25 protein-coding genes are annotated in these 24,490 nt (G+C 66.5%); 24 read left to right on the forward strand and 1 reads right to left on the reverse strand.

Translation table 11 applies throughout. The annotated features are described in order from the left end of the window. The first annotated feature begins 511 nt into the window (after positions 1 to 511). The 11 genes from AC4PWQ_RS02455 (at position 512) to AC4PWQ_RS02505 (ending at position 10,408) form a co-directional block, all read left to right on the forward strand. On the forward strand, positions 512 to 1,696 hold the full coding sequence (locus AC4PWQ_RS02455) for a TadA family conjugal transfer-associated ATPase (protein ID WP_371164072.1): 1,185 nt from the start codon (positions 512 to 514) through the stop codon (positions 1,694 to 1,696). Between the two features lie 13 nt (positions 1,697 to 1,709). Then, complete coding sequence (locus tag AC4PWQ_RS02460; protein WP_371151320.1) at positions 1,710 to 3,050, forward strand: type II secretion system F family protein; 1,341 nt, start codon at positions 1,710 to 1,712, stop codon at positions 3,048 to 3,050. Between the two features lie 150 nt (positions 3,051 to 3,200). Next, on the forward strand, positions 3,201 to 4,418 hold the full coding sequence (locus tag AC4PWQ_RS02465; RefSeq protein WP_492089681.1) for a sensor histidine kinase: 1,218 nt from the start codon (positions 3,201 to 3,203) through the stop codon (positions 4,416 to 4,418). Then, positions 4,415 to 5,062 (forward strand): response regulator, encoded by a 648-nt coding sequence (locus AC4PWQ_RS02470; protein ID WP_371151324.1) that lies wholly within the window; start codon positions 4,415 to 4,417, stop codon positions 5,060 to 5,062. Before AC4PWQ_RS02465 ends, AC4PWQ_RS02470 begins: the two co-directional genes overlap by 4 nt. An 85-nt stretch (positions 5,063 to 5,147) precedes the next feature. Then, positions 5,148 to 6,026 (forward strand): ABC transporter ATP-binding protein, encoded by an 879-nt coding sequence (locus tag AC4PWQ_RS02475; protein WP_371151326.1) that lies wholly within the window; start codon positions 5,148 to 5,150, stop codon positions 6,024 to 6,026. 5 nt (positions 6,027 to 6,031) lie between these two features. Further along, a complete protein-coding gene (locus AC4PWQ_RS02480; RefSeq protein ID WP_371152999.1) occupies positions 6,032 to 7,168 on the forward strand; it encodes an ABC transporter permease in 1,137 nt (378 codons plus the stop codon). A gap of 406 nt (positions 7,169 to 7,574) precedes the next feature. Beyond that, the gene (locus tag AC4PWQ_RS02485; protein ID WP_371151328.1) at positions 7,575 to 7,757 is read left to right on the forward strand and encodes a DUF4244 domain-containing protein; all 183 of its coding nucleotides are present in this window, start codon (positions 7,575 to 7,577) and stop codon (positions 7,755 to 7,757) included. 43 nt (positions 7,758 to 7,800) lie between these two features. Beyond that, a complete protein-coding gene (locus AC4PWQ_RS02490) occupies positions 7,801 to 8,127 on the forward strand; it encodes a TadE family type IV pilus minor pilin (RefSeq protein ID WP_492089682.1) in 327 nt (108 codons plus the stop codon). 8 nt (positions 8,128 to 8,135) lie between these two features. After that, positions 8,136 to 8,441, forward strand: coding sequence for an Rv3654c family TadE-like protein (locus AC4PWQ_RS02495; RefSeq protein WP_371151331.1), 306 nt, complete (start codon positions 8,136 to 8,138; stop codon positions 8,439 to 8,441). A 171-nt stretch (positions 8,442 to 8,612) separates the two neighbouring features. Then, positions 8,613 to 9,797, forward strand: coding sequence for a DNA cytosine methyltransferase (locus AC4PWQ_RS02500; RefSeq protein ID WP_492089683.1), 1,185 nt, complete (start codon positions 8,613 to 8,615; stop codon positions 9,795 to 9,797). Continuing rightward, the gene (locus AC4PWQ_RS02505; protein WP_492089684.1) at positions 9,794 to 10,408 is read left to right on the forward strand and encodes an Eco29kI family restriction endonuclease; all 615 of its coding nucleotides are present in this window, start codon (positions 9,794 to 9,796) and stop codon (positions 10,406 to 10,408) included. The genes AC4PWQ_RS02500 and AC4PWQ_RS02505 overlap by 4 nt, the downstream gene beginning before the upstream one ends. Before the next feature lie 76 nt (positions 10,409 to 10,484). On the opposite strand, the gene AC4PWQ_RS02510 is transcribed toward AC4PWQ_RS02505, so the two are convergent. After that, entirely contained in the window at positions 10,485 to 13,157 is a 2,673-nt protein-coding gene (locus AC4PWQ_RS02510; RefSeq protein ID WP_492089685.1) for a DEAD/DEAH box helicase, read from the reverse strand. 335 nt (positions 13,158 to 13,492) lie between these two features. On the opposite strand from AC4PWQ_RS02510, the gene AC4PWQ_RS02515 reads away from it, so the two are divergent. The 13 genes from AC4PWQ_RS02515 to AC4PWQ_RS02575 all read left to right on the forward strand — a co-directional run bounded on the left by AC4PWQ_RS02515 (position 13,493) and on the right by AC4PWQ_RS02575 (position 24,461). Further along, complete coding sequence (locus tag AC4PWQ_RS02515; RefSeq protein WP_492089686.1) at positions 13,493 to 14,395, forward strand: phosphatase PAP2 family protein; 903 nt, start codon at positions 13,493 to 13,495, stop codon at positions 14,393 to 14,395. A gap of 474 nt (positions 14,396 to 14,869) precedes the next feature. Continuing rightward, positions 14,870 to 16,906: a ribonucleoside triphosphate reductase gene (locus AC4PWQ_RS02520; protein ID WP_371174620.1), complete on the forward strand. Its 2,037-nt coding sequence runs from the start codon at positions 14,870 to 14,872 to the stop codon at positions 16,904 to 16,906. A 213-nt stretch (positions 16,907 to 17,119) separates the two neighbouring features. Then, positions 17,120 to 17,827: an anaerobic ribonucleoside-triphosphate reductase activating protein gene (locus AC4PWQ_RS02525; RefSeq protein WP_492089687.1), complete on the forward strand. Its 708-nt coding sequence runs from the start codon at positions 17,120 to 17,122 to the stop codon at positions 17,825 to 17,827. A 118-nt stretch (positions 17,828 to 17,945) separates the two neighbouring features. Next, positions 17,946 to 19,469 carry a hypothetical protein gene (locus AC4PWQ_RS02530; RefSeq protein ID WP_492089688.1) on the forward strand — a complete coding sequence of 508 codons (1,524 nt, stop codon included), beginning with the start codon at positions 17,946 to 17,948 and terminating at the stop codon, positions 19,467 to 19,469. After that, positions 19,466 to 19,960 carry an NTP pyrophosphohydrolase gene (locus AC4PWQ_RS02535; RefSeq protein ID WP_492089689.1) on the forward strand — a complete coding sequence of 165 codons (495 nt, stop codon included), beginning with the start codon at positions 19,466 to 19,468 and terminating at the stop codon, positions 19,958 to 19,960. The genes AC4PWQ_RS02530 and AC4PWQ_RS02535 overlap by 4 nt, the downstream gene beginning before the upstream one ends. A 53-nt stretch (positions 19,961 to 20,013) precedes the next feature. Continuing rightward, entirely contained in the window at positions 20,014 to 20,523 is a 510-nt protein-coding gene (locus AC4PWQ_RS02540) for a DUF6301 family protein (protein ID WP_371164083.1), read from the forward strand. 79 nt (positions 20,524 to 20,602) lie between these two features. Continuing rightward, positions 20,603 to 21,097: an NTP pyrophosphohydrolase gene (locus tag AC4PWQ_RS02545; protein ID WP_492089690.1), complete on the forward strand. Its 495-nt coding sequence runs from the start codon at positions 20,603 to 20,605 to the stop codon at positions 21,095 to 21,097. A gap of 53 nt (positions 21,098 to 21,150) precedes the next feature. After that, on the forward strand, positions 21,151 to 21,660 hold the full coding sequence (locus tag AC4PWQ_RS02550; RefSeq protein ID WP_492089691.1) for a DUF6301 family protein: 510 nt from the start codon (positions 21,151 to 21,153) through the stop codon (positions 21,658 to 21,660). 44 nt (positions 21,661 to 21,704) lie between these two features. After that, positions 21,705 to 22,214, forward strand: a complete 510-nt coding sequence (locus tag AC4PWQ_RS02555; protein WP_492089692.1) for a DUF6301 family protein — start codon at positions 21,705 to 21,707, stop codon at positions 22,212 to 22,214. A gap of 67 nt (positions 22,215 to 22,281) precedes the next feature. Continuing rightward, on the forward strand, positions 22,282 to 22,773 hold the full coding sequence (locus tag AC4PWQ_RS02560) for an NTP pyrophosphohydrolase (protein WP_492089693.1): 492 nt from the start codon (positions 22,282 to 22,284) through the stop codon (positions 22,771 to 22,773). 53 nt (positions 22,774 to 22,826) lie between these two features. Then, positions 22,827 to 23,336: a DUF6301 family protein gene (locus AC4PWQ_RS02565; RefSeq protein WP_492089694.1), complete on the forward strand. Its 510-nt coding sequence runs from the start codon at positions 22,827 to 22,829 to the stop codon at positions 23,334 to 23,336. A 67-nt stretch (positions 23,337 to 23,403) separates the two neighbouring features. Continuing rightward, on the forward strand, positions 23,404 to 23,898 hold the full coding sequence (locus tag AC4PWQ_RS02570; protein WP_492089695.1) for an NTP pyrophosphohydrolase: 495 nt from the start codon (positions 23,404 to 23,406) through the stop codon (positions 23,896 to 23,898). 53 nt (positions 23,899 to 23,951) lie between these two features. After that, positions 23,952 to 24,461, forward strand: a complete 510-nt coding sequence (locus AC4PWQ_RS02575) for a DUF6301 family protein (protein ID WP_492089696.1) — start codon at positions 23,952 to 23,954, stop codon at positions 24,459 to 24,461. The last annotated feature ends 29 nt before the right edge of the window (positions 24,462 to 24,490 follow it).

Raw genomic sequence — 24,490 nt, forward strand, 5'->3', positions numbered from 1 at the left:
ATCTTGGCGTCTCTTCTTGCTTCGTTCAGTTGTCGACCCGATATTCACCAGCGCCTGGCATGCCCCGTGACAACGAGTCTCTTGGGACCCATAGACGTTTTTCGTGCGCCGCTTCACTGGTCATGTGCGGGCCGGGTCCCGGCGCCTGGGACCGGGCGCTGGCGGAGTTGTGCTCGCAACACGGCAGCCTGGAGGTGGTGCGGGTGCGCCGCCCACGGTGGGGGAGCGCCAGGGGTGGGCAGCTCGGGGCCAGGCGGGTGGCGGGCGCGCTAGCGCAGTGGGTGGCAGAAGTGGGCGCAAGGATCCCCGGGGATGTGAGCGCGGCCGACACCGCAACTGCCAGCTGCGCAGGTCCGCCGTTTCGATTCCTCCCGGTTCGCTCGGAGTCGCTTGCCCCCGCCACGCCAACAGGGGAGAGCCAAAGCGTCCCTGCCGATTTCGCCGTTTCGTGGCTGCCGGGCGGGGCGGTCCGTCCCGCGCGCCGCGAGCGGCACCAGGCAAGGAGGGCGGCGTGAGCCTGCTCCGGGACCTGGCCAGTGGGGTGCCGCTGCTGGAAGCGGTGGGGAGGAAGGAGGGCGCGGGCAGGGACGTCGGGCACTTGAAGGCGGTGGCGAAGGCCACCAGCGCCCGCATCTTCGGCGCCGGGGAGGTACTCCAGCCGTGGCTGGAGCAGGACTCGGTCACCGACGTGCTGGTCACCGGCGGGCAGGTGTGGGTGGATCGCGGCGCCGGCCTGGAAAGGACGGGGCAGCGCATGAGCGTCGAGGAGGTGGGCGCCCTGGCGCGGCGCCTGGCGGCCCAGTGCGGCAAGCGCCTGGACCAGGCCGCACCGATCGTGGACGCCACCCTGCCGGGCGGCACCCGCCTCCACGCCGTGCTGCCGCCGCTCTCCACGGACGGGCCGCTGCTCTCCCTGCGCGTGCACCGCCAGCGGCGGATGGAGCTGGGGGACCTGGTCAGCGCGGGCGCACTAACGCCGGGCGTGGCCGGGGTGCTGGCGGCGCTGGTGGAGCGCCGGGCCACCACCTTCATCTGCGGTGCCACCGGCTGCGGCAAGACCACGCTGCTGGGCGCGCTACTGACCCTGGTGCCACCCAACCAGCGCATCGTCTGCCTGGAGGAGACCAGCGAGCTGCGGCCCAACCACCCGCACGTCGTCCACTTGCAGGAACGGGAGGCGAACGTGGAGGGCAGCGGGCGGGTGACGCTCAGCGACCTCACCCGCGCCGCAATGCGGATGCGCCCAGACCGCCTGGTGCTGGGAGAGTGCCGTGGCCCGGAGGTGCGTGACGTGCTCACCGCCCTGAACACAGGCCACAGCGGCGGATTTGCCACCCTCCACGCCAACAGGGCCGCCGACGTGCCCGCCCGCCTGATCGCGCTTGGCGCCCTCGCGGCGCTCAGCCCGCAGGCCGTGGAGGTCCAGTTCGCCGCCGCAGTGCAGGCGGTGGTGGCGTTAAGGCGCCTGGAGTGCGGGCGGCGCATCGTGAGCGAGGTGGCGGTGGTCCAGCGCGCCGCAGCCGGGGTGGAGTGCGCGCCCGCGCTCGCGGTGCGGGCAGGGGACGAAGAGGCGGGGTTGCTGGTGAGCGCGGGCCCGGGGCTGGACGGTCTGGTGGAGCTGGTCGGGAGGCAGGTGGTGCTGGCGGCGCTGGGCCGAGCGGCGGACGGCGCGGCCCTGGCCCGCAGCGCGAAGTGAGCGGGGGCAGGCAGTGAGCGAGAGCGCAAGTCTCATCCTGGTGATGGCGCTGCTGGTGGCGGCGGTGGCGGGGCTGGTGCCCGCCCTGCCGGCCCACTGGCGCCACCTGGACCGTGCCGGCAAGGAGCTGGAGCGCGCCCGCCGCGAACGGCGAAAGAGCAGGAGGGCGGGGGAGGGTGGCGTCGGCGGTAGTGGGGATGAAGACGCCAGCGGCGCCGGTGGCACCGGGGACACGCGGGGCGGAGCGTCCCCCACCCCGGCGCGGTGGTGGCGAAGCCGCCAGGCGCGGCGGCCGGCCCTGGCCGAGCAGTCCGGCGCCAGGGATGTCGGCATGCTCGCCCTGGAAGTGGCGGCCCTGGTGCGCAGCGGATTGGAACTGGAGGCCGCCTGGACCGCCGGACTGGAACGAAACTGGGACAAGCTCCCGGCGGAGCCGAGCCAGGATGGGCGGCTGCCGGCGGCGCTTGCCACGGCGATCAGGCGCGCAAGACTTCCGCCACCCTGGTGGGAGGCGTGGGCGGGACGTCGGCGGGCAGAACAGGCCAGTGGGGCAACGGCGCTGTCCTCAATGGGCGTGGCGTGCGGGGCGTCGGCCGAACTGGGCGCACCGCTGGCGCCGGTGCTGGAGGCGGTGGCGCAGGGGGTGGCCCGGGCCGGGGAGGTGGCGCAGGAGCGGCGCGTGCAGTTGGCCGCGCCGCTTGCCACCGCGCGTGTCCTGCGTGTCCTGCCCCTGGGCGGACTCCTGCTGGGAGGGCTGCTGGGCGTCGACCCCCTGGGCGTGCTGTTGGACTCCCCGCTCGGGGTGGCCTGCCTTGCCGTTGGCTTGGCAGCGATGCTGGTCGGAAACGTGTGGCTCTCCCGGCTCGTGAGGGCCGCAGAGGAACAGGGCGCCAGGGTAGACCCGGCGGTGCTGGTGGACGTGTGCGGGGCCTGCATGCGGGCGGGCAGCGCGGTGCCGACGGTGCTGCAGGCAATCGGGGCCGCGCTCACCGAGGTAGTGGGGGAGGCGTCGGAAGGGCAGGACGCCACCATGGCGCGGGAGCTCCAACAGTGCGGGCGGATGCTGCTGCTCGGAGCGTCCTGGGAGCTGGCGTGGGAACGCGTGGAGCCCCAGCTGCTGCCGCTCAACCGGGCCCTGCGAGCCGCCTGGGAGGACGGGGCGGCGCCAGAGGGGATGCTGGCGCACGCCGCCGCACTGCTGCGGGCCAGGCAGGTGCGCAGGGCACGAGTGGCCGCCGCCGAGCTCGGCACCAAGCTGATCGCGCCCGTGTCCGTATGCATGCTGCCGGCGTTCATCTCGCTGGGGATCGTGCCGGTGGTGCTGGGCGGGGCGCTTGGCCTGTTGGCCTCCTGAGCAGCGCTCGCAGGCAATCCTTGCTGCGCAGCAGGACCTGGATCGGTCCCGCCAACCCTCGCCGATTCGAACGGCCCTCGCGCGCAGGATGGCGTTGCTGCGCAGAGCAACCAGCCGATCGCGGGCGGGCGGGCCGATTATGATCGATTCATGCGCACCCGACAACTCCCGGCCCGTTGGCTGCGCGCGGACCTTCTATTCGCCGCCCTGCTCATGCTGATCGGGTGGGTGATGATCTTCCTCTCCCACGCTGCCGAGCTAACCGTCTACAAGACACCCCTGTGGCAGCAAATGATCGGCTCTGCCGCAGTGACTCTTCCCCTGGTGTGGCGACGCCCGTTCCCACTGGCAGTCGGCCTAACGCAGGCGGTGGCGTACGTCGTCGCCTCGCTCCTGACCGGCATGGACGTCTACGCGACCCAGGTGGCGCTGTTCCTTGGGTTCTACTCCATGGGCGCGTGGAGCGCTCAACGCGGGCGCGCCCTCTTGGCGCGGTTGATCGTCGTGAAGCTGATGGCCCTAGCGCTGCTCCTGGCCATGTTCAAAGTGTTCGACGCCACCGGCGCCCAGGCAGTCTCCGCGCGGGTGTTCCTGGCGGGCCTCGCCATCAATGCGATCATTAACGTCGCCTTCTTCACGGGCGCGTGGATCTTCGGTGATCGCGCGTACGAGCAGGCGCTGGAACGCAACGAGCTAGTGGCGGCGCAAGCCCGCATCGTCGCACTGCAGACCGAGTTGGTGGCGTCCGCCGTCGAGGAGGAGCGTCTGCGGATTGCGCGCGAGCTGCACGACGTAGTAGCGCACCACGTCACGGCGATGTCCGTGCAGTCGGCGGCCGCCCGCCGGATCCTGCACCGAGATCCGGAGGGAGCCGCCGCTGCCCTCAAGGGAGTCGAGGCGAGCGCCCGGCTCGCCGTCCAGGACCTGCGCACCATGGTCCTGACGCTTCGTGACTCCGACGAGCCCACCGACCACCTCCCCACGCTCGCTGACGTGCCCGTGCTTGTCGAACAGGCCCGGGCCGGTGGGCAGAACGTGGACTACGTGATCGTCGACGAACCCCACGACCTGTCGCCCGCAGCGGAGCTCACGCTGTACCGAGTCGCGCAGGAGGACCTCACCAACGCCGCCAAGCACGCAGGCCAGGGTGCCAAGGTCTCGCTGAGGCTCCGCAACCGGCCGGGCGCGGTCGAGTTCGAGGTCTCCGACGACGGGCGCGGCCTGAGCGCGGCATCCACCGGAAGCGGAACCGGCCTGCAGGGCATGCGCGAGCGGGTGCAGGCCGTCGGCGGCACCGTGGAGGCGGGCCCCAAACCCCGCGGCGGCTACCGGGTCCGCGTCGAGCTTCCCACGGTGGTGCGCCCGTGATCCGGGTACTGCTGGTCGACGACCAGGCGCTAATCCGCGCCGGCTTTGCCACCATCCTCGGCACTGAGCCGGACATAGAGGTGGTCGGTCAGGCGGCCGACGGCGAAGAGGGCGTTCGCCTAGCGCTCGAGCTCGCCCCCGACGTCGTCTGCATGGACGTCCGGATGCCCGTTCTTGACGGAATCGAGGCGACGAAGCGCCTACAGCAGGCGGGGTCGCGGGCGGCGGTGCTGATCCTTACGACGTTCGACCGTGACGACTTCCTGTTCGAGACGCTGCAGGCCGGCGCAGCGGGATTCATCCTGAAGACTGCGGAAGCAGAGCAGCTCGTCGAGGCAGTGCGAGCGCTGGGGCGCGGTGACGGGCTGCTCTCCCCGGAGGTCACCCGCAGGGTCATCGCGCGGTTCGCGGCGACACCTACCCCGCTGGCGCCGGACAGGACCGATGACCGGCTCACCGCGCGCGAGCACGACACGCTCCTGCTCGTGGCGCGCGGGCTCACCAACGCGGAGATCGCGCAAGAAATGTTCGTCAGCCCCGAGACGGTCAAGACGCACGTGTCCAACATCCTCATGAAACTCGGTCTGCGTGACCGTATCGCCGCCGCGATATGGGCCCACGAGCAAGGCCTGGTCACGCGGTGAGAACGGCCTCCCCCGACCGGGGGAGGCCAAGAAATCCCTCTCATGCGGGACGCGCGCCGGTGCCGGCAGGAAATAGCGTGAAGACATGATCAGCGTACGAAATGTCCACCGCTACTTCGGTGACAAGCACGTCCTTGACAACGTCACCTTCGACATCAAACCCGGCCTGATGACCGGCTTCGTCGGCGGCAACGGCGCGGGCAAGACCACCACCATGCGCATCATTCTGGGTGTCCTTGCGGCCCAGCAAGGGGAGGTGCTTGTAGACGGCAAGCCGATCTCGCCAGGGTTCCGCTCCAGCATCGGCTACATGCCCGAAGAGCGTGGCCTCTACCCGAAGATGAAGATCATCGACCAGCTCGTCTACCTCGGCCAGTTGCACGGCCAATCTGCCGCCGCCGCAAAGCGTCGCGGCCTGGAGCTGCTCGAGCGGCTTAACCTCAACGGCAAACCGACCGACACGCTCGAGTCCTTGTCGCTCGGCAACCAGCAGCGCGCGCAGATCGCTGCCGCGCTTGTACACGATCCCGTAGCGCTCATCCTCGACGAGCCGTTCTCCGGGCTAGACCCGGCGGCCGTGGACGCCACCCTCGAGGTGTTGCGCGACGTCGCCGCCACCGGTGCACCCGTGCTGTTCTCGTCCCACCAGCTCGACGTCGTCGAGCGCCTCTGCGACGAGCTCGTCATCATCGCCCACGGGCGGATCCGCGCCGCCGGCACCCGCGCCGACATCCTTGCCGCTGACGTCCGCAACGAGTGGGAGCTCCAGATTGCGGGCGACACCGGCTGGGTGCGAGACAGGGGCGTCAAGGTGCTCGAGTTCGACGGCGGCTACGTGAAGTTTCAGGCCGACGAGGCTGCCGCGCAGCGCGTACTCGTCGACGCGGCAGGACGCGGGCACGTCGAACAGTTTGGGCGCGTGCGCCGTAACCTCCACGAGATATACAAGGAGCTGGCCCAGTGACCACCATGCAGACCCCTACGTATGCCCCCATGCAGACCCCTACGCTCACTCCGAGCCCAACGTTCTGGACCACGGTCGGCATCGTCGCAAAGCGCGAGATCGTGCAGCGATTCCTGTCGAAGTCGTTCATCATCTCAACCGTCGTCTCGCTTGTGTTGTTGCTCTTTGCCATCGTCGGACTCCCCCGACTGAGCGAGCTACTAAGCGGTGGCGACACCACCGTCGCCGCTACGGCGGAGGTGGCAGCCAAGCACCAAGAGCTTCCAGGTGTCGTGTTCCAGGAGGTAGCCGACGAGGCCGCCGCCCGCGAGGCCGTGCAGAGCGAGGTCGTTGACGCCGCCATCGTCGCCGACGCTGCCTCCCCCACCGGTTTCAAAGTGCTCGGCTTCCGCAATGCACCGGATGGTCTGGTCAGCGAACTATCGGAGAGACCGGAGGTGGAGATCCTTGACCCGAACGCCCCCAACCCGATGATCGCCTACTTCATTGCGATCGGCTTCGGCGCACTGTGGATGATGTCCGGCATCACGTTCGGGATGAGCATCGGCAACTCGGTCGTGGAAGAGAAACAGACACGCATCGTCGAAATCCTGCTGGCCTCGGTGTCGTCCCGGGCACTGCTTACCGGCAAGATCGTTGGCAACTCCGCTGCGGCGATGGTGCAGATCCTGCTCATCGTCGCCGTCGTCCTCGGTGGCACCGCCATCAATGGCAGCGCGGTTCCGGTGGCCGATCTGACGGTGCCACTGGCTTGGTTTGTGGTCCTGTTCCTGATCGGATTCGTGATGGTGGCCGCCCTCTATGCGGCGGCGGCTGCGCTCGTCTCACGCGCGGAAGACCTCGCGAACGTGCAACAGCCAATCATGTGGATGGTCATGATCCCCTACTTCTTGGTGGTCTTCCTTTCCGACAACCCGCTCGCGCTCGCGATCATGAGTTACGTGCCCTTCTCGGCGCCGGTGTCAGTGCCGATGCGTCTGTTCCTGGGCCAGACGGCCATGTGGGAGCCGGTCATCTCGGTGGTCCTGCTGGCAGTCACGACCGCGCTGATCATCTTGGTCGCGGCCAAGATCTACGACAACGGTTTGCTGCGTACCGGTAAGCCGCTGAAGTGGAAGGAAGCGCTGAAGAGCGACGCCTGAGGCGTCTTCGGCACACTGCGGTCGGTGCGCTATCCCGCCAATGGGGTGGCGCACCGACCGCAGTCCCCGCCTCCGCTCCCCGGGGCCAGGGGCGCGCGCGAAAGCGACTGGCACACCCCTGCCTCGCAAATGTTGCAACGGGGTACATGTGACCGCTTGGTGCCATGGCACCGGTCGGTCGCATGTACTCCGACCGCACGCTTGTGCGCTCGGGGGCACCGCACCACCACGCACCACCCACCACAGCCCCCACCTTCAGCTGCGAAGAGCCGGTTATCCAGAGGGCGCTTCGGGCTGGGGATAACCGAGAATCGGCACCCTGCGCACCCGCCCTGTTTCTGCGCCGTCCCGCCTGGGATTTTGGTTTTTGCGCGAACACCCGCGCACGAACCGAAAGGAGTTGGCGATGAAGCACATCGAGAAGTGGCGCAAGCGGCTGGAGGCGGAGGACGGGATGGCGACCGCTGAGTACGCCGTCGTGACGCTCGCGGCTGCGGCCTTTGGCGGCCTGCTGCTGGCGTTGGCCCGGTCCGGCGAGCTGCGCGATGCCCTGCTGGGCATCCTGCGTTCGGCGCTGAGCATCGGATAACGCGGTGAGATGGCCAGGCAGGGCGAAGCCGGAGCGCGGCTCGGTGACTGTCGAGTTCGCGCTGGGGTTCCTGGCGCTGGCGGCCGTGGTGGTCCTGGTTCTGTCCTCGTTCACCCTGGCGGCGGCCAAGCTCAGGGTGGCCGAGGCGACCAGAACGGCGGCGCGCTTAGCCTCGCTGGACGTGAGCAGCCAAGAGGTAACGCAGGCGGCTCGGCGCATCGCCCCTCAGGTCAGCGTGTCCGTGTCGGTCCAGGGGGAGTGGGTGCTGGTGAGCGTGTCAGCCCCCGCTCCCCATCCCGCCCGTTGGTTTGTCCTGGAGCTCAGCTCGCAGGTCTGGGCGCTGAGGGAGGCGGCGCTACGCCCGCTCTAGTGGGGGTGGTGGCGTTGCTGTTGGCGGCGTGGCTGGCCCTGACCGCGTTCGCTGCGGCGGGTGCCGCTAGAGCCCAGGCGGCCGGCGCGGCTGACATGGCTGCGCTGGCCGCCGCCACCGCCCTGAGCAGTGGAAATGGCGCGCCCTGCACCCTGGCGGTCCAGGTGGCGGCCCGCAACGGCGCCGCCCTGACCTCCTGCCAGATATTGGGGGACGACGTTGCCGTGGTGGTCACCGTGCCGGTGCCGCCGCCCGGCGGGCTGGTGCTGGGGGCGGTGAGCGAGCAGGCCAGGGCCGGCCCGGCCGTGCCCTAAGAAATGTTGGTGGGCTGCGCTCTAATGGCTCCAGGCCGAACGCCGCCTGCGGCTGGCCGCTGCCGTCCGGTGTGGCAGCGGCGGCCGTGGGCGGCTCGGGGGCCGTGGGCGGTAGTGGTGGCCCGTGGCGGCGGCTCGCGGGCGCAAGCCGATAGTAGTTAGGGTGGGAAGGTGCGAAGCGTCGAGTTATTTGCAGGTGGGGGCGGTTTGGCGCTCGGCACCCACCTGGCGGGTTTCAGCACAGAGGTGGTTGCGGAGTGGAATCGCTGGGCATGCGACACCATTCGGGAGAACCAGAGCAATGGTCACCCGCTGGTGGCGGGCGCCCAGGTGATCGAGGGGGATGTGCGGGACATCGACTGGTCCGGCCTTGCAGAGGGCGTGGACCTGGTCTCTGGTGGGCCGCCCTGCCAGCCCTTCAGCGCGGGCGGCCGGGGCCGGGCAGCGGACGACGAGCGTGACATGTTCCCGGCCACAGCCGAAGTTATACGGCGGCTGCGCCCCAGGGCTTTCATTGTGGAGAACGTGCGGGGCCTGATGCGTCCGGCCTTCGCCGACTACTTCTCCTATGTTCAACTGCGCCTGACCCACCCCGAACTGGTGGCGCACCCGAACGAGAGTTGGGGCGACCATTACGCGAGGTTGCAGGCAGAACACACGAGCGTCAGCTCCGATCTCCAGTACAACCTCCTGCCCACTCTGGTCAATGCGGCAGATTATGGTGTGCCGCAGCAGCGTTGGCGCGTGTTCCTAGTGGGGTTCCGGGCGGATATTGACGCAGAGTGGTCCTTCCCGCAGCCGACCCATTCGGCCGGTGCACTGCGGCGGGTCCAGGAGAGCGGCGACTACTGGGAAATGCACCAGGTGGCGGAGAAGTCGCGGAAAATTGTCCGCGCTCGGTACACGGATGCGGACCTGGAGATGATGCCCTGGCGGACGGTGCGAGACGCCATATCCGATCTGCCCAGGCCAGGACGAAAGGGCGCGCTCAACCACATCATTCAACCGGGAGCTCGCGCGTACCCAGGCCACACAGGGTCCTACATCGACGCACCTGCGAAGGCGTTGAAGGCGGGAGTGCACGGTGTGCCCGGTGGCGAGAACATGCTGCGGCGGCCGGATGGTTCGGTTCGCTACTTCACTGTGCGTGAGGCGGCTCGGCTGCAGACCTTCCCGGATACGTACGCGTTGCACGGACCCTGGAGCGAGGCAATGCGGCAACTAGGAAACGCGGTACCGGTGAAGCTGGCTGAGACCGTGGCGCTGTCGGTGCGCGAGCACTTGGAGCTGGCAGAGACTAGAGAACGCGCGAAGAAGACAGGCCCCACAGAGCGCCATTTGCGGGCGGTGTCATGACGTACGAACCCTTCAATCCCCTGGCGATGGACTCCCTGGCGGAGTCGGTTGTTCGCCGACTCATGCAGAGTGCCCCAGTTCCGCTACAGGGGATTGCGCGCTTCCAGGGCGCTGGAGTGTACGCGATCTACTACACGGGAGATTTCCCCGCGTACGAGATCGTTGCGAGGCAGAACGTAGAGGGGAAGTGGGATTTGCCGATCTACGTTGGTAAGGCAGTGCCAAAGGGCGGCCGGCAAGGGCTGGAGCTAGGGCAGGACCCGAACAGTGCGGCACTGTGGGGCCGCTTGCGCGAGCACGCCAAGAGCATTGAAGCCGCCCGGAATCTGAACATCGAGGATTTCTACGTGCGGTGGATCGTGGTGGAAGACATCTGGATCCCCCTGGGAGAGTCCACGCTTATCCGCAGTACGCGCCCGGTGTGGAACGCCGTGGTGGATGGGTTTGGCAACCACGACCCTGGCAAGGGGCGCCATCGGGGCAAAGCCCCGCAATGGGACACGCTCCACCCCGGACGGCCGTGGGCCGAAAAGCTGACTCAGCGCGATTCCGGTGAGGCTGCCCTGATCGAGAGGGGCGCCATTCAGTACCTGCGCGAGCGGCACAACTGAAGCCTGTGTGCCTCGGGCTGGCTCCGCAAATCCTGGTTCGGGCCGGGGAAAGACCGTGATGCGGCCAAACGGGTGCCTAGCTGGCCTTCAGCAGGGCGCGCAGCACCCGCACGGCTCCTGCCTTTGAGAGCGGTTCGTTGCCGTTGCCGCACTTGGGGGACTGGATGCACAGAGGGCAGCCCGCCTGGCACGGACAGTTCTCGATCAGCTCCAAGGTTGTCTGCACCCACCTGTGTCGGTGCAGGTAGCCGTGGCGAGAAAAGCCGGCGCCGCCGTCTAGGGCGTCGTGCACAAAGACCGTGGCGCACTGCGTGGTCGGGTGCAGGCGGGCGGACAGTCCGCCCAGGTCCCACCGGTCGCAGTTGGCTAGCAGCGGCAGCATGGCGATCTGGGCGTGCTCTGCGGCGTGCAACGCCCCGGGCAGCTCCTCCCAGGTGAGGCCCGCTGCCTCCCAGACGGGCTGGGGCATGGTCCACCACACCGCCTGGGTGAACAGGGTGCGCACCGGCATGTCCAGGGCGTGGTGGGACAACACCATGCCCTCTGCGGTGCTGAGCCGGTCGTAGCCGGTGACCTGGCCGGTCACCTCCACCATGCCTAGCGACCACTCGCACTGCGTAGCCGACGCGACCGCGTCGACGAAGTGCGGGGGATGCTCCCCGGCGGCGGGGGAGATGGCGGTCTGGCCGCCAAGGCCGGGGGCGGAAACAAGCCCGGCCCGCTGGGCCGGCTCCTGCACCTCGAGCGGTAGGACGGTGGAGGTGGACGATGCGCGGGTGCGGTAGCCCGGCTCACGCCTGGCCTTGACCACCACCGTGTCATCGCGCAGCTCCAGCACGCCGTAGAGGCGGCCCTGGTGGACGTAGAGCGCGCCGGGGTGAACGGTGGAATCCGCGCGCGCCCCGCCCTCGATCAGCGCGATCACCGCGCCGGTGTCCGCGTCCACCACGTGCAACTGATCCATCTCACCGCGCAGAGTGGTCAGCTCGTGCGCGGGCCGGGCCAGCGCCACGTTCCAGCACCAGCCGGAGGGTCGCTCCCGCAGCAAGCCCTGCGCGGCTAGCTCCCGCACCAGCCCCCACCCGGGTAGGCCAAAGACCTCCAGGTCGGCTGCGGTCAGCGGCGCCTCCGCAGCCGCAGCGCACAGGTGCGGACGCAAAACGTGCGGATTGCCCGGGTCGAACGCGGTCGCCTCGGGGGCCCCGAGCACGAACTCAGGGTGGTGCAACAGGTACTGGTCCAGCGGGTTGGCTGAGGCCACGAAAACGGCCAGGCCGGGCGCGCCGGCGCGCCCGGCCCGACCCGCCTGCTGCTGCAGAGACGCCCGGGAACCGGGCCATCCGGCAATTATCACCGCGTCCAGCCCGGAGACGTCTATCCCCAGCTCCAGCGCACTCGTGGTCACCAGCAGCCGCAGGTCACGGCCCCTGAGCGCTGCCTCCAGCTCCCGTCTTTCTTCCGGCAGGTAGCCGCCCCGGTAGGCCGCCACGCCCGCGGCGAATTGCTGTGCCCCGCCCCGGCTCAGCTGGTCGCGCACGTGCTCCGCGATCCCCTCCACCCCGGCGCGCGAGCGCGCAAACACCAGGCTCTGCGCCCCCAATGCGGTGAATCGCGCCGCCAGCCAGGCCGCCTCGGCGGAGGCCGAGATGCGGGGACGCTCGGCAGGATCGATCCCCGCTGTCGCCGGCGCCTTCCCCGGAGCGTCGCCCACCCCTGCGGGCTTTCCACCGGTCTCGCCCCCGGCGCGCCCGCCAGGCGCCCCGGCTGCCGGAACCTTCGCATAGGCCGGCTGCCAGAGCGCCAACATTTGGGGGCCGCGAGGAGAAGCGTCGTCCGTCACCGCCACCACCTGCGCAGGGTCCACCCCGATTAGGCGGGCCGCAGCGCCAGCAGGATCGGCGGCCGTCGCGGAGGCGAACAGCACGCGCGGCCGCGCCCCGGACATGCGCGCCAACCGCAGCAGGCGCCGCAAGACCAAGGAAACGTGCGCGCCGAACACGCCGCGATAGGTGTGGCACTCGTCCACGATCACCGTCTCCAGGCCGCGCAGCAGCCGCGACCAGGTGGAGTGGCGCGGCAGCAGCGCGTGGTGCAGGAAGTCCGGATTGGTCAACACGACGTCCGCGTTCCCGCGCGCCCACAACTTCTCCGCGCGGTCGGCGTCACCGTCGGCGGTGGCCACCTGCGCGTCCAGGCCGCAGGCGTCGATCACGCGCCGCAGCCCCGCCGCCTGATCCGCAGCCAGGGCCTTGGTGGGGGCCAAGTACAGGGCGGTGGGTCGCGCCCGCCACGCCGCGATCGACGTTCCCCCACCCGCCGCCTCCTGGGAGTCAGCGAGCGCCGACAGGACGGGTAGCCACGCCGCCAGGGACTTACCTGACCCGGTGCCCGTGGCGATCACCGTGTGACTACCTGCGTGCAAGGAATCGGCCGCCCGCACCTGGTGCTCCCAGGGCTCGGCTACCCCCAGCGCCCGGTAACCCGCCACCACCCGCGGGTTGGCCCACGCGGGCCAGGCCGAGTGCCGCGCGCTGCGAGCCGGGCTGGAGTGCAGGTGCACCAGTCGAGAATCCCTGTCCCCGGCCCACCCCAGAAAGCCCAGCAGCTGCCGATGGAGCGCTCCCGCCGCCTGGTTGTCCCCGGGGGCACTGGCTACAGCCCCGCCGGAATCAAGCACCCTGGGCCCATCTTCCCCGGTGGGCACGCCAAACCCGCCGGGGAAGGCGGGCACTTGGTTGGCTGCAGGCACCCCACAAGTGTGCCCGCTGCGGCCAACATTTGGCGCCGCAGCAGCTTGGGCGCGAGACTTTGCGGCCTTCCACGTAGGGTGGAGGAGTGCAGCCGCCGTCCAATCCGCCCTCCCCGAGTGGGCGGTCGCTAGGTGACAGCCGCCCGGTTCCCCGCCCGGCGGCCCGCCGGCCGCAGCGGCCAGCAGGTGGAACGAGCGCGGCGCAGAGCGCACCGGCCGGCACCGATCAGTTGGGCGGGCGCGGCAGCGTCGGCCACCACGGGCGTGCCGACCGGGCGAGCACTAACCCGCCGGGGGGCGGTGCGGAGCGTGGCGGCAAGACGCACACGGCACCGGTGGTCTCCTTCAAGCCCGACGCACCGCTGCTCCTTTTGGCCGCCGCCTGGCTGGCCGTGACGGGCGGCCTTTACTACTTCTTTGTGCGCACCGCTTGGGGACAAGCGCTAGACGCCCTCGTGATGCACGACGCTGCCTCCATCCCCTTCCTGACCACTATCGGGCGGATTTTGAACGAGTCCGCACTGGAGGCACTCATCTTGGCGATGGCCGTGGCCGCCGTGCTCGGGATGCTGCGCCGGCGTCCCTGGCTGGCGCTGGGCTGCGTGGCAGGTGCCGCCGGGGCGATGGTCCTCACGCAGCTGGCCAAGCGCTACCTGCTGACCCGCCCGGACCTGGGTGTGGGCTGGGTGCTGCCCAACTCCTTCCCCTCCGGGCACGGCACCGCCACTGCGGTCATCTGCCTGGTGGCGCTGGTCTCCGCTCCGCGCGCGTGGCGTCGCCACGTGGTGCCGGTGGCCCTGGCCCTGCCCCTGCTGAACGGCGGGGCGATGATGGCGATGGGGTGGCATCGGGCCGCTGACGTGCTGGGTGCCGTCAGCGTCTCCGCGTTCGCCCTCCTGGTCAGTCTTGCCCTGGTGCGCGGGTTGCGTCTGCGGCGCCTGGCGGCCTTGCGGGCCGAACCTGGTGGGGTGGCAGAGCCGGGCCCGCAGCTGCGTCGGCTAGAGCGGCGCCTGTGGCTGACGGCGGCCGGCAGCGTGCCCGTGGCGGCGCTTTCCCTGTGGGTAACGCGGGGGTTCTGGGCGAAGAACTCCGCCGACTTCCTGCGCGGTGACCTTTCTACTGCCAGCCTGGGCGGCGGGGACGTGGCCGCAGCCGTGATGGTGCTGTCTCTGTACGCCGCCGTCTCCTGCGCAGCAGTCGCCTCCACGCTGCTGGCCGCGCGCCGCCTGGGCGCGTGACGCTCTGCCCGCCTGGGCGCGTGACGCTCTGCCCGCCTGGGCGCGTGACGCTCTGCCCGCGCTAAACCGCTCGACCTAGACCTTGTGCAGTCGACCTCGACCTTGCGTAGGGCTCTGAGGTCTAGGTCGAGTGCACAAGGTCTAGGCCGTCCGAATTTGAAGTAATTGGACGACGTTCCGCCCCGCCGCCCCGTCCCTGCGGCCCCGCCCCGCCGCCCCGCCCGAGCGGATACCTGGCCGGCAGGCGGCGCCAGCCCCTCCCCGGCGGCGCCAGCCCCGCTCCGGGCTGCACCCCTGCAAGTACTCGCCTATCGGTCCGCTGTGCGCCAGGGCCTTGGGTCCCGGTTCGCCCACGCCCAACCCCACAACATCTTGGGGAATGGGCGTGTCGCACCCACAAGATGTTGTGGTGTGGGGGTAGTTTCGATTCCGCTCGCCCAATAGACTGCATTAAAGAGGACCGGGAGAATCGCCATGGAAACCACCACGCGCCCAGACGCCGCCAACACCAACTCCGCTGCGGCGGCAACGCCTGCGAACAGTGCAGACACCGCCCCCGGCACGCGCGCCCCCGCCCCCGGCAAGACCGGACAGGGGCAGGCGCGGCCAACGCAGCGGCGGGTGGGCGACGTCGGCCGCCAAGAACTCCACGCACCGGCGCAGGGTGCGGCAGACCGCGTAGAAGTGGACGCGATCTCCACGGTGGAGGAGTACCTGGCCCGCGCGGACTGGCGGGTGAACGCCAACGCCAACCAGGGCTACTCGCTGGGTGGGCTCATGCTCAACACGCAGGGCAAGATGATCGCCAACTACTGGCTCTCGCGCGTCTACGAACCGGCCGCTGGCGAGGCCCACCGCAACGGCGACATCCACATCCACGACCTGGACATGTTCGCCGGCTACTGCGCCGGCTGGTCCCTGAAGGCGCTGCTGCAGGAGGGCTTCAACGGCGTCCCGGGTGCCATCGCGGCGGGCCCTGCCAAGCACTTCTCCAGCGCCGTTGGGCAGATCGTCAACTTCCTGGGCACGCTGCAAAACGAGTGGGCGGGTGCGCAGGCGTTCTCCAGCTTCGACACCTACATGGCGCCGTTCGTGCGGCTGGACAACATGACCTACCCGGAGGTCTACCAGTGCATGCAGGAGCTGATCTACAACCTGAACGTCCCCTCCCGGTGGGGAACCCAGACTCCGTTTACCAACCTCACCTTCGACTTGACCTGCCCCGCGGACCTGCGTGACGAGGTGCCGCTGGTGGGCGGGGAGCTGTGCGACTTCACGTACGGCGACCTGGCGGAGGAAATGGCGATGATCAACCGCGCCTACATGGAGGTGATGACGGCCGGAGACGCGGAGGGCCGCGTGTTCACCTTCCCGATCCCCACCTACAACATGACCAAGGACTTCGACTGGGACAGCGAGGAGTCCACGCGCCTGTTCGCGATGACCGCGAAGTACGGCCTGCCCTACTTCCAGAACTTCATCAACTCTGAGCTGGACCCGGGCATGATCCGCTCGATGTGTTGTCGCCTCCAGCTGGACCTGCGCGAGCTGCTTAAGCGCGGAAACGGCCTGTTCGGCTCGGCGGAGCAGACCGGCTCGGTGGGCGTGGTGACGGTGAACTGCGCGCGCCTGGGCTACCTGTTCCCGGGGGATGAGGCGGGGCTGCTGGCGCGCCTGGATGAGCTGATCGACCTGGCGGTGGGTACGTTGGAGCGCAAGCGTGAGGTGATTCAGTACCACATCGACTCGGGCCTGTTCCCGTTCACCAAGCGCTACCTGGGGACGCTGGACAACCACTTCTCCACGTTGGGCGTGAACGGCATGAATGAGATGGTGCGCAACTTTACGCGCGACGCCTACGACATCACGGACCCGCGCGGGCACGCTTTGGTGGTGCGGGTGTTGGATCACCTGCGGGACCGGATGATTCAGGCTCAGGAGGCCACCGGGCACTTGTACAACCTGGAGGCGACCCCGGCGGAGGGCACCACGTACCGTTTCGCGCGGGAGGACCGCAAGCGGTTTGCGGACATAATCCAGGCTGGTACGGACGAGCAGCCGTACTACACGAACTCCTCGCAGCTGCCGGTGGGCTTCACGGATGACCCGTTTGAGGCGTTGGAGCGGCAGGAGGAGTTGCAGTCGAAGTACACGGGCGGCACGGTGCTTCACCTGTACATGAACGAGCGGGTTTCTTCGATCACTGCTTGTAAGTCGCTGGTGCGGCGGGCGCTGGAGAACTTCCGGCTGCCGTACATCACGATCACTCCCACCTTCTCTATCTGCCCGACGCACGGCTACCTGGTGGGTGAGCACTTCACGTGTGAGCGTTGCGCCGCCGCCCACCCGGATCGTGAGCCGGTGGAGTGTGAGGTGTGGACGCGCGTGATGGGCTACTTCCGCCCGGTGAAGAGTTTCAACACGGGTAAGAAGGGCGAGTACAACGACCGCGTGATGTTTACCGAGGCGGCGGCTGCGAGCCACGGGCCGATCGTGCGGGCGGCGCGGTAGGGCGCTGGCGGTATGGGGGCCGACGTCGCACCGGCGGACACGCGCATTGCGGCCGCCTCGAGTTTGGTGGGGGTGGCCGACGCTGCCGCGCCCGCCGGTGCGAGCAGGCACCGCCCGGTACCGGACGGGGCGGGCGGTGGTGCGCCGCGTCTGACCGGGGGGAGGCCGACGCCGCAGGCGAGTGGGGGGAGGACGACGCCGAGGGCGGAGGACTTGCAGATCGCGGGGGTGGTGCCGCTTAACTCCACGGACTGGCCCGATCACCTGTGCGCCACGCTGTACCTGCAGGGCTGCCCGTGGAGCTGCACGTACTGCCAGAACGTGGCGATCATCGACCCGCAGGTGCCGGGGCAAGTGGCCTGGGCGGAGGTGGAGGAGCTGCTGGGCCGCAGGCGCGGCCTGCTAGACGGGGTGGTGTTTTCCGGCGGGGAGGCCACGCGCCAGGGCGCGCTTATCCCGGCGCTGGCGCGGGTGCGTGAGCTGGGCTTTGGTACCGGGCTGCACACGGCGGGTGCTTATCCGCACCGGTTGGCGGCGGCGCTGCCGCTGCTGGACTGGGTGGGCCTGGATTTGAAGGCGCTACCGGAGCATTACGGTGCGGTGGCGGGCCGGGGGGCGCGTGGCACGGCGCCCTGGCAGTGCCTGGAGTTGGCGCTGGACGCGGGCGTGGGGCTGGAGGTGCGCACCACAATCTACCCGGGGTCCGTGGCGGCTGAGGATGTCCTGGAGGTGGCCCGGCGCGCCCGCTGCGCGGGCGCGCCCACCTTCGCGCTACAGGAGGCACGCGTGCAGGGGACGGCGGCGCAGTTTGAGGCCGGGGCTGCGGCCTGGGACGCGCAGGTGTGGCAGCGCGAGTGGGGCGGGCTGGTGGAGGCCATCGGCGCGCTGGGTTTTGAGACGTTCCACGTGCGGGCGGCCTGAGCCGCGTGCCCGTGAGGGTAATTCACTGTCTTGTGTTGGAGTCCCCGCGAAAAGGCGAGGGGGACCATAAACTAGCCAGTGCGCAGCAGGCAGTGACTGATTCCGTTGGGGGTTTGTGGTGAGTTATCGTCCCTCCGATTGGAGCGCCCTGGGGTTGGGCAGTGACCCCACCCCAGGGGACCCGGTGGTGGTGCGTGATGGCGCTACCCGTTATCGAGGTGTGGCTGATGCGATCAAGCGTTGCGCCGACAATCTGCGGGGGCTGGAGGCGGGGGCGAGTTCGCGGGCCGAGAGTGTCACGGCGCTACTAGAGCAGCGCGACACCCTGCTAGACGGGATCGGCAGAGCAGAGGGGCGTTACCGCGCGGCCGGGGAGGCGTTGGAGACGTATTCGGCGGCGTTGGACCGGGTACAGACCGACACGCTGAATGCTTTGTATGCGGCCAGGCAGGCCGAGTGGGAGCGCGATGAGGCCCGCGACAACCAGCGCTACTACCAGGACCTGGCCGACGACTACGCGGGCGCCGACGACGACAGCGGCTATGGGCATGACCAGCAGGTGCGTTACACGCGGCTAGCTAATAGTGCTGGACAGGAGGCGGCGGCCGCACAGGACAGGATCGATAATCAGGTCCGGGTGGTCCAGGCCGCTGTGGCGGACCGGGATCGGGCCGCACAGACGGCAATTGATGCGATCCAGGGTGTTACCGCCACCGATGGGCTTAATGACGGCTGGTGGGAGAACTGGGGCGCCAAGATCCTGGGCTGGATCGCCGCCATCGCTGAATGGGTCGCCGCCATCGCCGGCATCTTGGCCCTGGTGTTGTGCTGGGTGCCCGTGCTGGGGCAGGCACTAGCGGTCATCGCCGGAATCGCGGGGATCGTGGCTGCACTAGCCAACATCGGCCTAGCCTTGGGCGGCGAAAAGACTTGGGGCGAAGCCCTATGGTCCGTGGTCTTTGCCGGCCTGGGCTGCATCGGCCTGGGGGGATTGCGCGGTGCTGTCTCGTCTCTGAAGGCCCTGAAGGGTTTTGGTGGGGCGCTAAAGGCTGCTGGTGGGCTGAAGGGCGCGTTTTTGACCTTTGGGCGTGGGGCCGTCAAAGCGGTAAACACGGGCGCGAGCAAGGTCTATGCTGCCGGGAAGAACACTCTGAAGGGCACCTCCAATTCGCTGAACAACGCTGCCGGGCAGGTGCGGCAATGGAACAAGAATCTCGGACGGAAGGTGAAACCGTCCGAACTAAAGCCGGGAATGGATCGTGGGGACGGTAGGGACATTCTTGGTCATTTCGTTTCAAAGAACGGGGGTGCCCGTGCTTATGCGGAGACCGAAGCGATCGGTGCGAAGCAGTTCATAGATAAAATGGCAAAAAAGGGGAGGGAAGTAGTTGAGGAAGTCGCGGATCGGAAGCTGGCGCGTGTAGATGGGTCTCCCAACGGCCGCTACTACGACCGAATTGTGCAGCTTGATGACGGGACTTGGATTGGCCTGGAAGTAAAGAGTGGCACTGCGCGGAAAACGCCACAGCAAGAGCGGTTCGACAGCCTGGTCACTCCCGATAATCCCGCCCGGGTGACATTGAATGACGGACGTACTATAGAGATAGTTCGCGTACACCTTGAACAAGTGGAAAGACTATGAAACGATTTGAGACAGTCTATATTGGCGAGGATGGGACTAGCAGGTCATACAGTCCTCAGGATACGCCAAAGACCTTTGCTGACGATTTTGAGCGCTCACTTACCTCTCCTAGGCTTCTGGATGGCAAGTACGTGTTCTCCTTGATTGCGTGGGCTGGGCCGGACGAGGTGCATCCATACAATGTGCGTAAGAATTCGTATCATCGGGGTAATTACATGCAGTGCGGTGGTTCTACTGCGGCGATGACGGTTGAGGTGCGGGTGACGCACCCGAATAAGTCGTTCGAGCATTACGTGGTGGCGCGGGAGCCTGTGCGGGATCCGGAGGCGTGGACCACGATTTCTTGGGATAACGGGGGTGAGGAGCCGTTCGTGGTGCGTCTGCACCCGGAGGAGGTCTTCACGGGTGAGCAGGCCGCGAAGGTGTTTAGGGACTACATCGAGCACGATCAGCTGCCACCCGACGAGTTGCTGCGCCGCGTCGACATTTGATCGATGTCCGCGCGGCGAGTGCGTTAGTTGCTGTTGTGTGGAGGTGAGTGCCAATGGGCGAGTTTGAGGCGATGTCGGTAGAGCGTAGTGTGGCTGCGATTAGGGCGTGGGCAGACGCTGCGTGGCCACTTATGCCCGAAGATGGTGACGCCATTTGCTCCAGGCTCGGGTGGCTGCCTGATCCTGAGAGCTCGAGGTTCTACTACAGTGGCTTCAACGATGGAAAGGATCGCGATATCAGCGTTGTTGCCAGGGATGGCAAGGTGTGGTCGGTTACTTTCTACTTGACCACACGGCTCGCAGTGGATGAAGTCGAGAAGAATGCGCCGTTCTTAAAGGAATTGGCTAGTGCGGTAATCGAGCAGATTTCTGTAGAATATGGCAAGCCGAGTCGCACAGTTACCCCCAGGGGCGCGGAGCTGATCGAATGGGAGTTGGCCGACGGCGTGACAATCGATTTGGCCCACAACCCTCGGGTTCTAATGGTGACCGTGGACTCTCCCGCCCGGACCGCTCTCATGGCCGACCCAAGCGCGGATCCGAACCCGGACGAGCGTTTATAGTGCGCTGGTAGTCCTGCGTGCGTCAAGGTGTGCTAGTCGCTGCTATGTCTTAGTCGGGTAGTCGAGATTGGGTGGGTCATTGAAGCGATTTGAGAATGTGACCGTCGGCGAAGATGGTGTGATCAGGACTTATAGTCCGCAGCATACCCCGAAGAGGTTTGCAGATTCATTCGAGCGCCTGCTGGCATCGCCTCGTTTCATGGATGGCAAGCGTATTTTCTCTATGATAGCGTGGGCTGGGCCGGATGGTGTGGAGCCGGATGATGTGCGTAAGAATTCGTATCATCGGGGTAATTACATGCAGTGCGGTGGTTCTACCGAGGCTTTGACAGTTGAGGTGCGGGTGACGCACCCGAATAAGTCGTTCGAGCATTACGTGGTGGCGCGGGAGCCTGTGCGGGATCCGGAGGCGTGGACCACGATCTCTTGGGATAACGGGGGTGAGGAGCCGTTCGTGGTGCGTCTGCACCCGGAGGAGGGCTTCACGGGTGAGCAGGCCGCGAAGGTGTTTAGGGACTACATTGAGCGCGACCAGCTGCCACCCCAAGACTTGCTGCGCCGCGTCTACATTTGATCGATGTCCGCGCGGCGAGTGCGTTAGTTGCTGTTGTGTGGAGGTGAGTGCTGATGGGTGAGTTTGAGGCAATGTCGTTAGAGCGGTGTGTGGCTACGGTTTGGGCGTGGGCGGAAGCTCCCTGGCCGCTTACGCCCGAACAGGGGCGGGCCATCTGCTCGGAACTTGGCTGGATGATGGATCCAGAAAAGGAGAAGTTCTATTTCACCGGACTGGGTGATAGTTGGAAGCGGGACGCGTCCGTTACCGTCCGGGACGGTGGTGTTTGGTCGGTTCTGTTCCAGCTGACCACTCGCGTTTCCCCGGAGGATGTCCAAAGCCACGGTCAAACCGTTCTGGAGTTGACCAACGCATTGACTGAAGAGTTGACGATGTTGTACGGGAACCCGCAGTGCGGATTGACGGAATCGGGAAAGAAAACGGTTGACTGGAGATTGTCTAACGGTGTGGTAATCGGCTATGCGGCAAACACGACGGTATTAATGGTCTTCATCGACTCTCCCGCCAGGACGGCATTACTGGATGATCCGCGCAGTGATCCGAACCGGGACGAGCGTTTGTAGCGCGCCAAGTGCCGTGGGCGACGGTTGTATGGAGGTGAGTGCTGATGGGTGAGTTTGAGGCAATGTCGTTAGAGCGGTGTGTGGCTACGGTTAGGGCGTGGGCGGACGCGCCCTGGCCGCTCACGCCGGAACAGGGGCGGGCCATCTGCGCGGATTTGGGTTGGGTGGAAGATTCTGAAAAGCCATACTTCTATTACACTGGGCTAGGTGATGGTTCAAAGCTCGATGCTTACTTTTCCGTGCGAGATGGTGGCGTTTGGTCGCTTTTGTTCCAGCTGACCACTCGCGTTTCCCCGGAGGATGCGCAAAGTCGCGGTAAGACAGTACTGGAGCTAAGCAACGCGCTGGTCGATGCATTGACGCAACTGTATGGGAACCCTCTTCGTGAAGTAACAAGTTCGGGTATGGAAAGGGTTCAGTGGAACCTCGGTAGTGGGGTGTCCATCCATTATGCGATGAGTTTCCAGGTTCTAATCGTTGCCATCGACTCTCCCGCCAGGCGTGCTCTGTTGGCTGATCCGCGCAGTGACCCGAACCCGGACGAGCGTTTGTAGTGCGCTGGTAGTCATGCGTGCTAGTCGCTGCTATGTCTTAGTCGGGTAGTCGAGATTGGGTGGGACAGTGAAACGATTTGAGAATGTGGCAGTCGGCGAAGATGGCGTGATCAGAACTTATAGTCCGCAGCATACCCCGAAGAGGTTTGCTGACGATTTCGAGTTGGATCTCAAGTCAAGACTTTTTGACGGTAAGCGTATTTTCTCTATGATTGCGTGGGCTGGGCCGGACGAGGTGCATCCATACAATGTGCGTAAGAATTCGTATCATCGGGGTAATTACATGCAGTGCGGTGGTTCTACCGAGGCTTTGACGGTTGAGGTGCGGGTGACGCACCCGAATAAGTCGTTCGAGCATTATGTGGTGGCGCGGGAGCCTGTGCGGGATCCGGAGGCGTGGACCACGATTTCGTGGGATAACGGGGGTGAGGAGCCGTTCGTGGTGCGTCTGCACCCGGAGGAGGTCTTCACGGGTGAGCAGGCCGCGAAGGTGTTTCGGGACTACATCGAGCGCGACCAGCTGCCACCCCAAGACTTGCTGCGCCGCGTCTACATTTGATCGATGTCCGCGCGGCGAGTGCGTTAGTTGCTGTTGTGTGGAGGTGAGCGCCGATGGGCGAGTTTGAGGCAATGTCTTTAGAGCGGTGTGTGGCTACGGTTAGGGCGTGGGCGGAAGCTCCCTGGCCGCTTACGCCCGAACAGGGGCGGGCCATCTGCTCGGAACTTGGCTGGATGATGGATCCAGAAAAGGAGAAGTTCTATTTCACCGGACTGGGTGATAGTTGGAAGCGGGACGCGTCCGTTACCGTCCGGGACGGTGGCGTTTGGTCGCTTTTGTTCCAGCTGACCACTCGCGTTTCCCCGGAGGGTGCCCAAAGCCACGGTCAAACCGTTCTGGAGCTGACCAGTACGCTGACTGATGAGTTGACGGTATTGTATGGGAGCCCGTTACGCGAATTCACTAAATCGGGGAAGGAAAGGTTTCAGTGGGACTTGGCTAATGGCGTGTCCATCCACTATGCGGCAAACACGACGGTTCTCCTGGTTTTCATAGATTCCCCTGCTAATACAGCTTTGTTGGCTGACCCGCGCAGTGACCCGAACCCGGACGAGCGCTTGTAGCGCGCTGGTAGTCATGCGTGCTAGTCGCTGCTATGTCTTAGTCGGGTAGTCGAGATTGGGTGGGACAGTGAAACGATTTGAGAAAATCTATATTGGCGAGGATGGGGCTAGCAGTACGTACAGTCCTCAGGATACGCCAAAGACCTTTGCTGACGGTTTTGAGCGCTCACTTACCTCTCCTAGGCTTCTGGATGGTAAGTATGTGTTCTCCTTGATTGCTTGGGCTGGGCCGGATGGTGTGGAGCCGGATGATGTGCGTAAGAATTCGTATCATCGGGGTAATTACATGCAGTGCGGTGGTTCTACTGCGGCGATGACGGTTGAGGTGCGGGTAACGCACTCGAATAAGTCATTCGAGCATTATGTGGTGGCGCGGGAGCCTGTGCGGGATCCGGGGGCGTGGACCACGATTTCGTGGGATAACGGGGGTGAGGAGCCGTTCGTGGTGCGTCTGCACCCGGAGGAGGTCTTCACGGGTGAGCAGGCGGCGAAGGTGTTTCGGGACTACATCGAGCGCGACCAGCTGCCACCCGACGAGTTGCTGCGCCGCGTCTACATTTGATCCATGCCGGCGTGGCGAGTGCGTTAGTTGCTGTTGTGTGGAGGTGAGCGCCGATGGGCGAGTTTGAGGCAATGTCTTTAGAGCGGTGTGTGGCTACGGTTAGGGCGTGGGCGGAAGCGTCCTGGCCGCTCACGCCAGAACAGGGGCGGGCCATCTGCGCGAATTTGGGTTGGGTGGAGGATCTGGAAAAGCCTACGTTCTTTTACGTCGGGCTCGGCGATAGGTCAAAACGCGATGCGTACTTTTCCGTCCACGATGGTGGTGTTTGGTCGGCTGTGTTCCAGCTGACCACTCGCGTTTCCCCAGAGGATGAGCAAAGTCACGGTCAAACCGTTCTGGAGCTGAGTTATTCGCTGATAGGTGAGTTGACGCGATTGTATGGGACTCCTTTTGTTGAGGGGAGCCCGTTGGAAATAGAAAGAGTCCATTGGGATTTGGCTAACGGTGTGGCCATCCACTATGCGCCAAATACGACGGTTTTAGTGGTCTTCATCGACTCTCCCGCCAGGCGGGCTCTGCTGGCTGACCCGCGCAGTGACCCGAACCCGGACGAGCGTTCGTAGCACGCCCCGCCTCGGCCTGCCCAGTCGTG

It is taken from the genome of Buchananella sp. 103232, assembly GCF_058725725.1.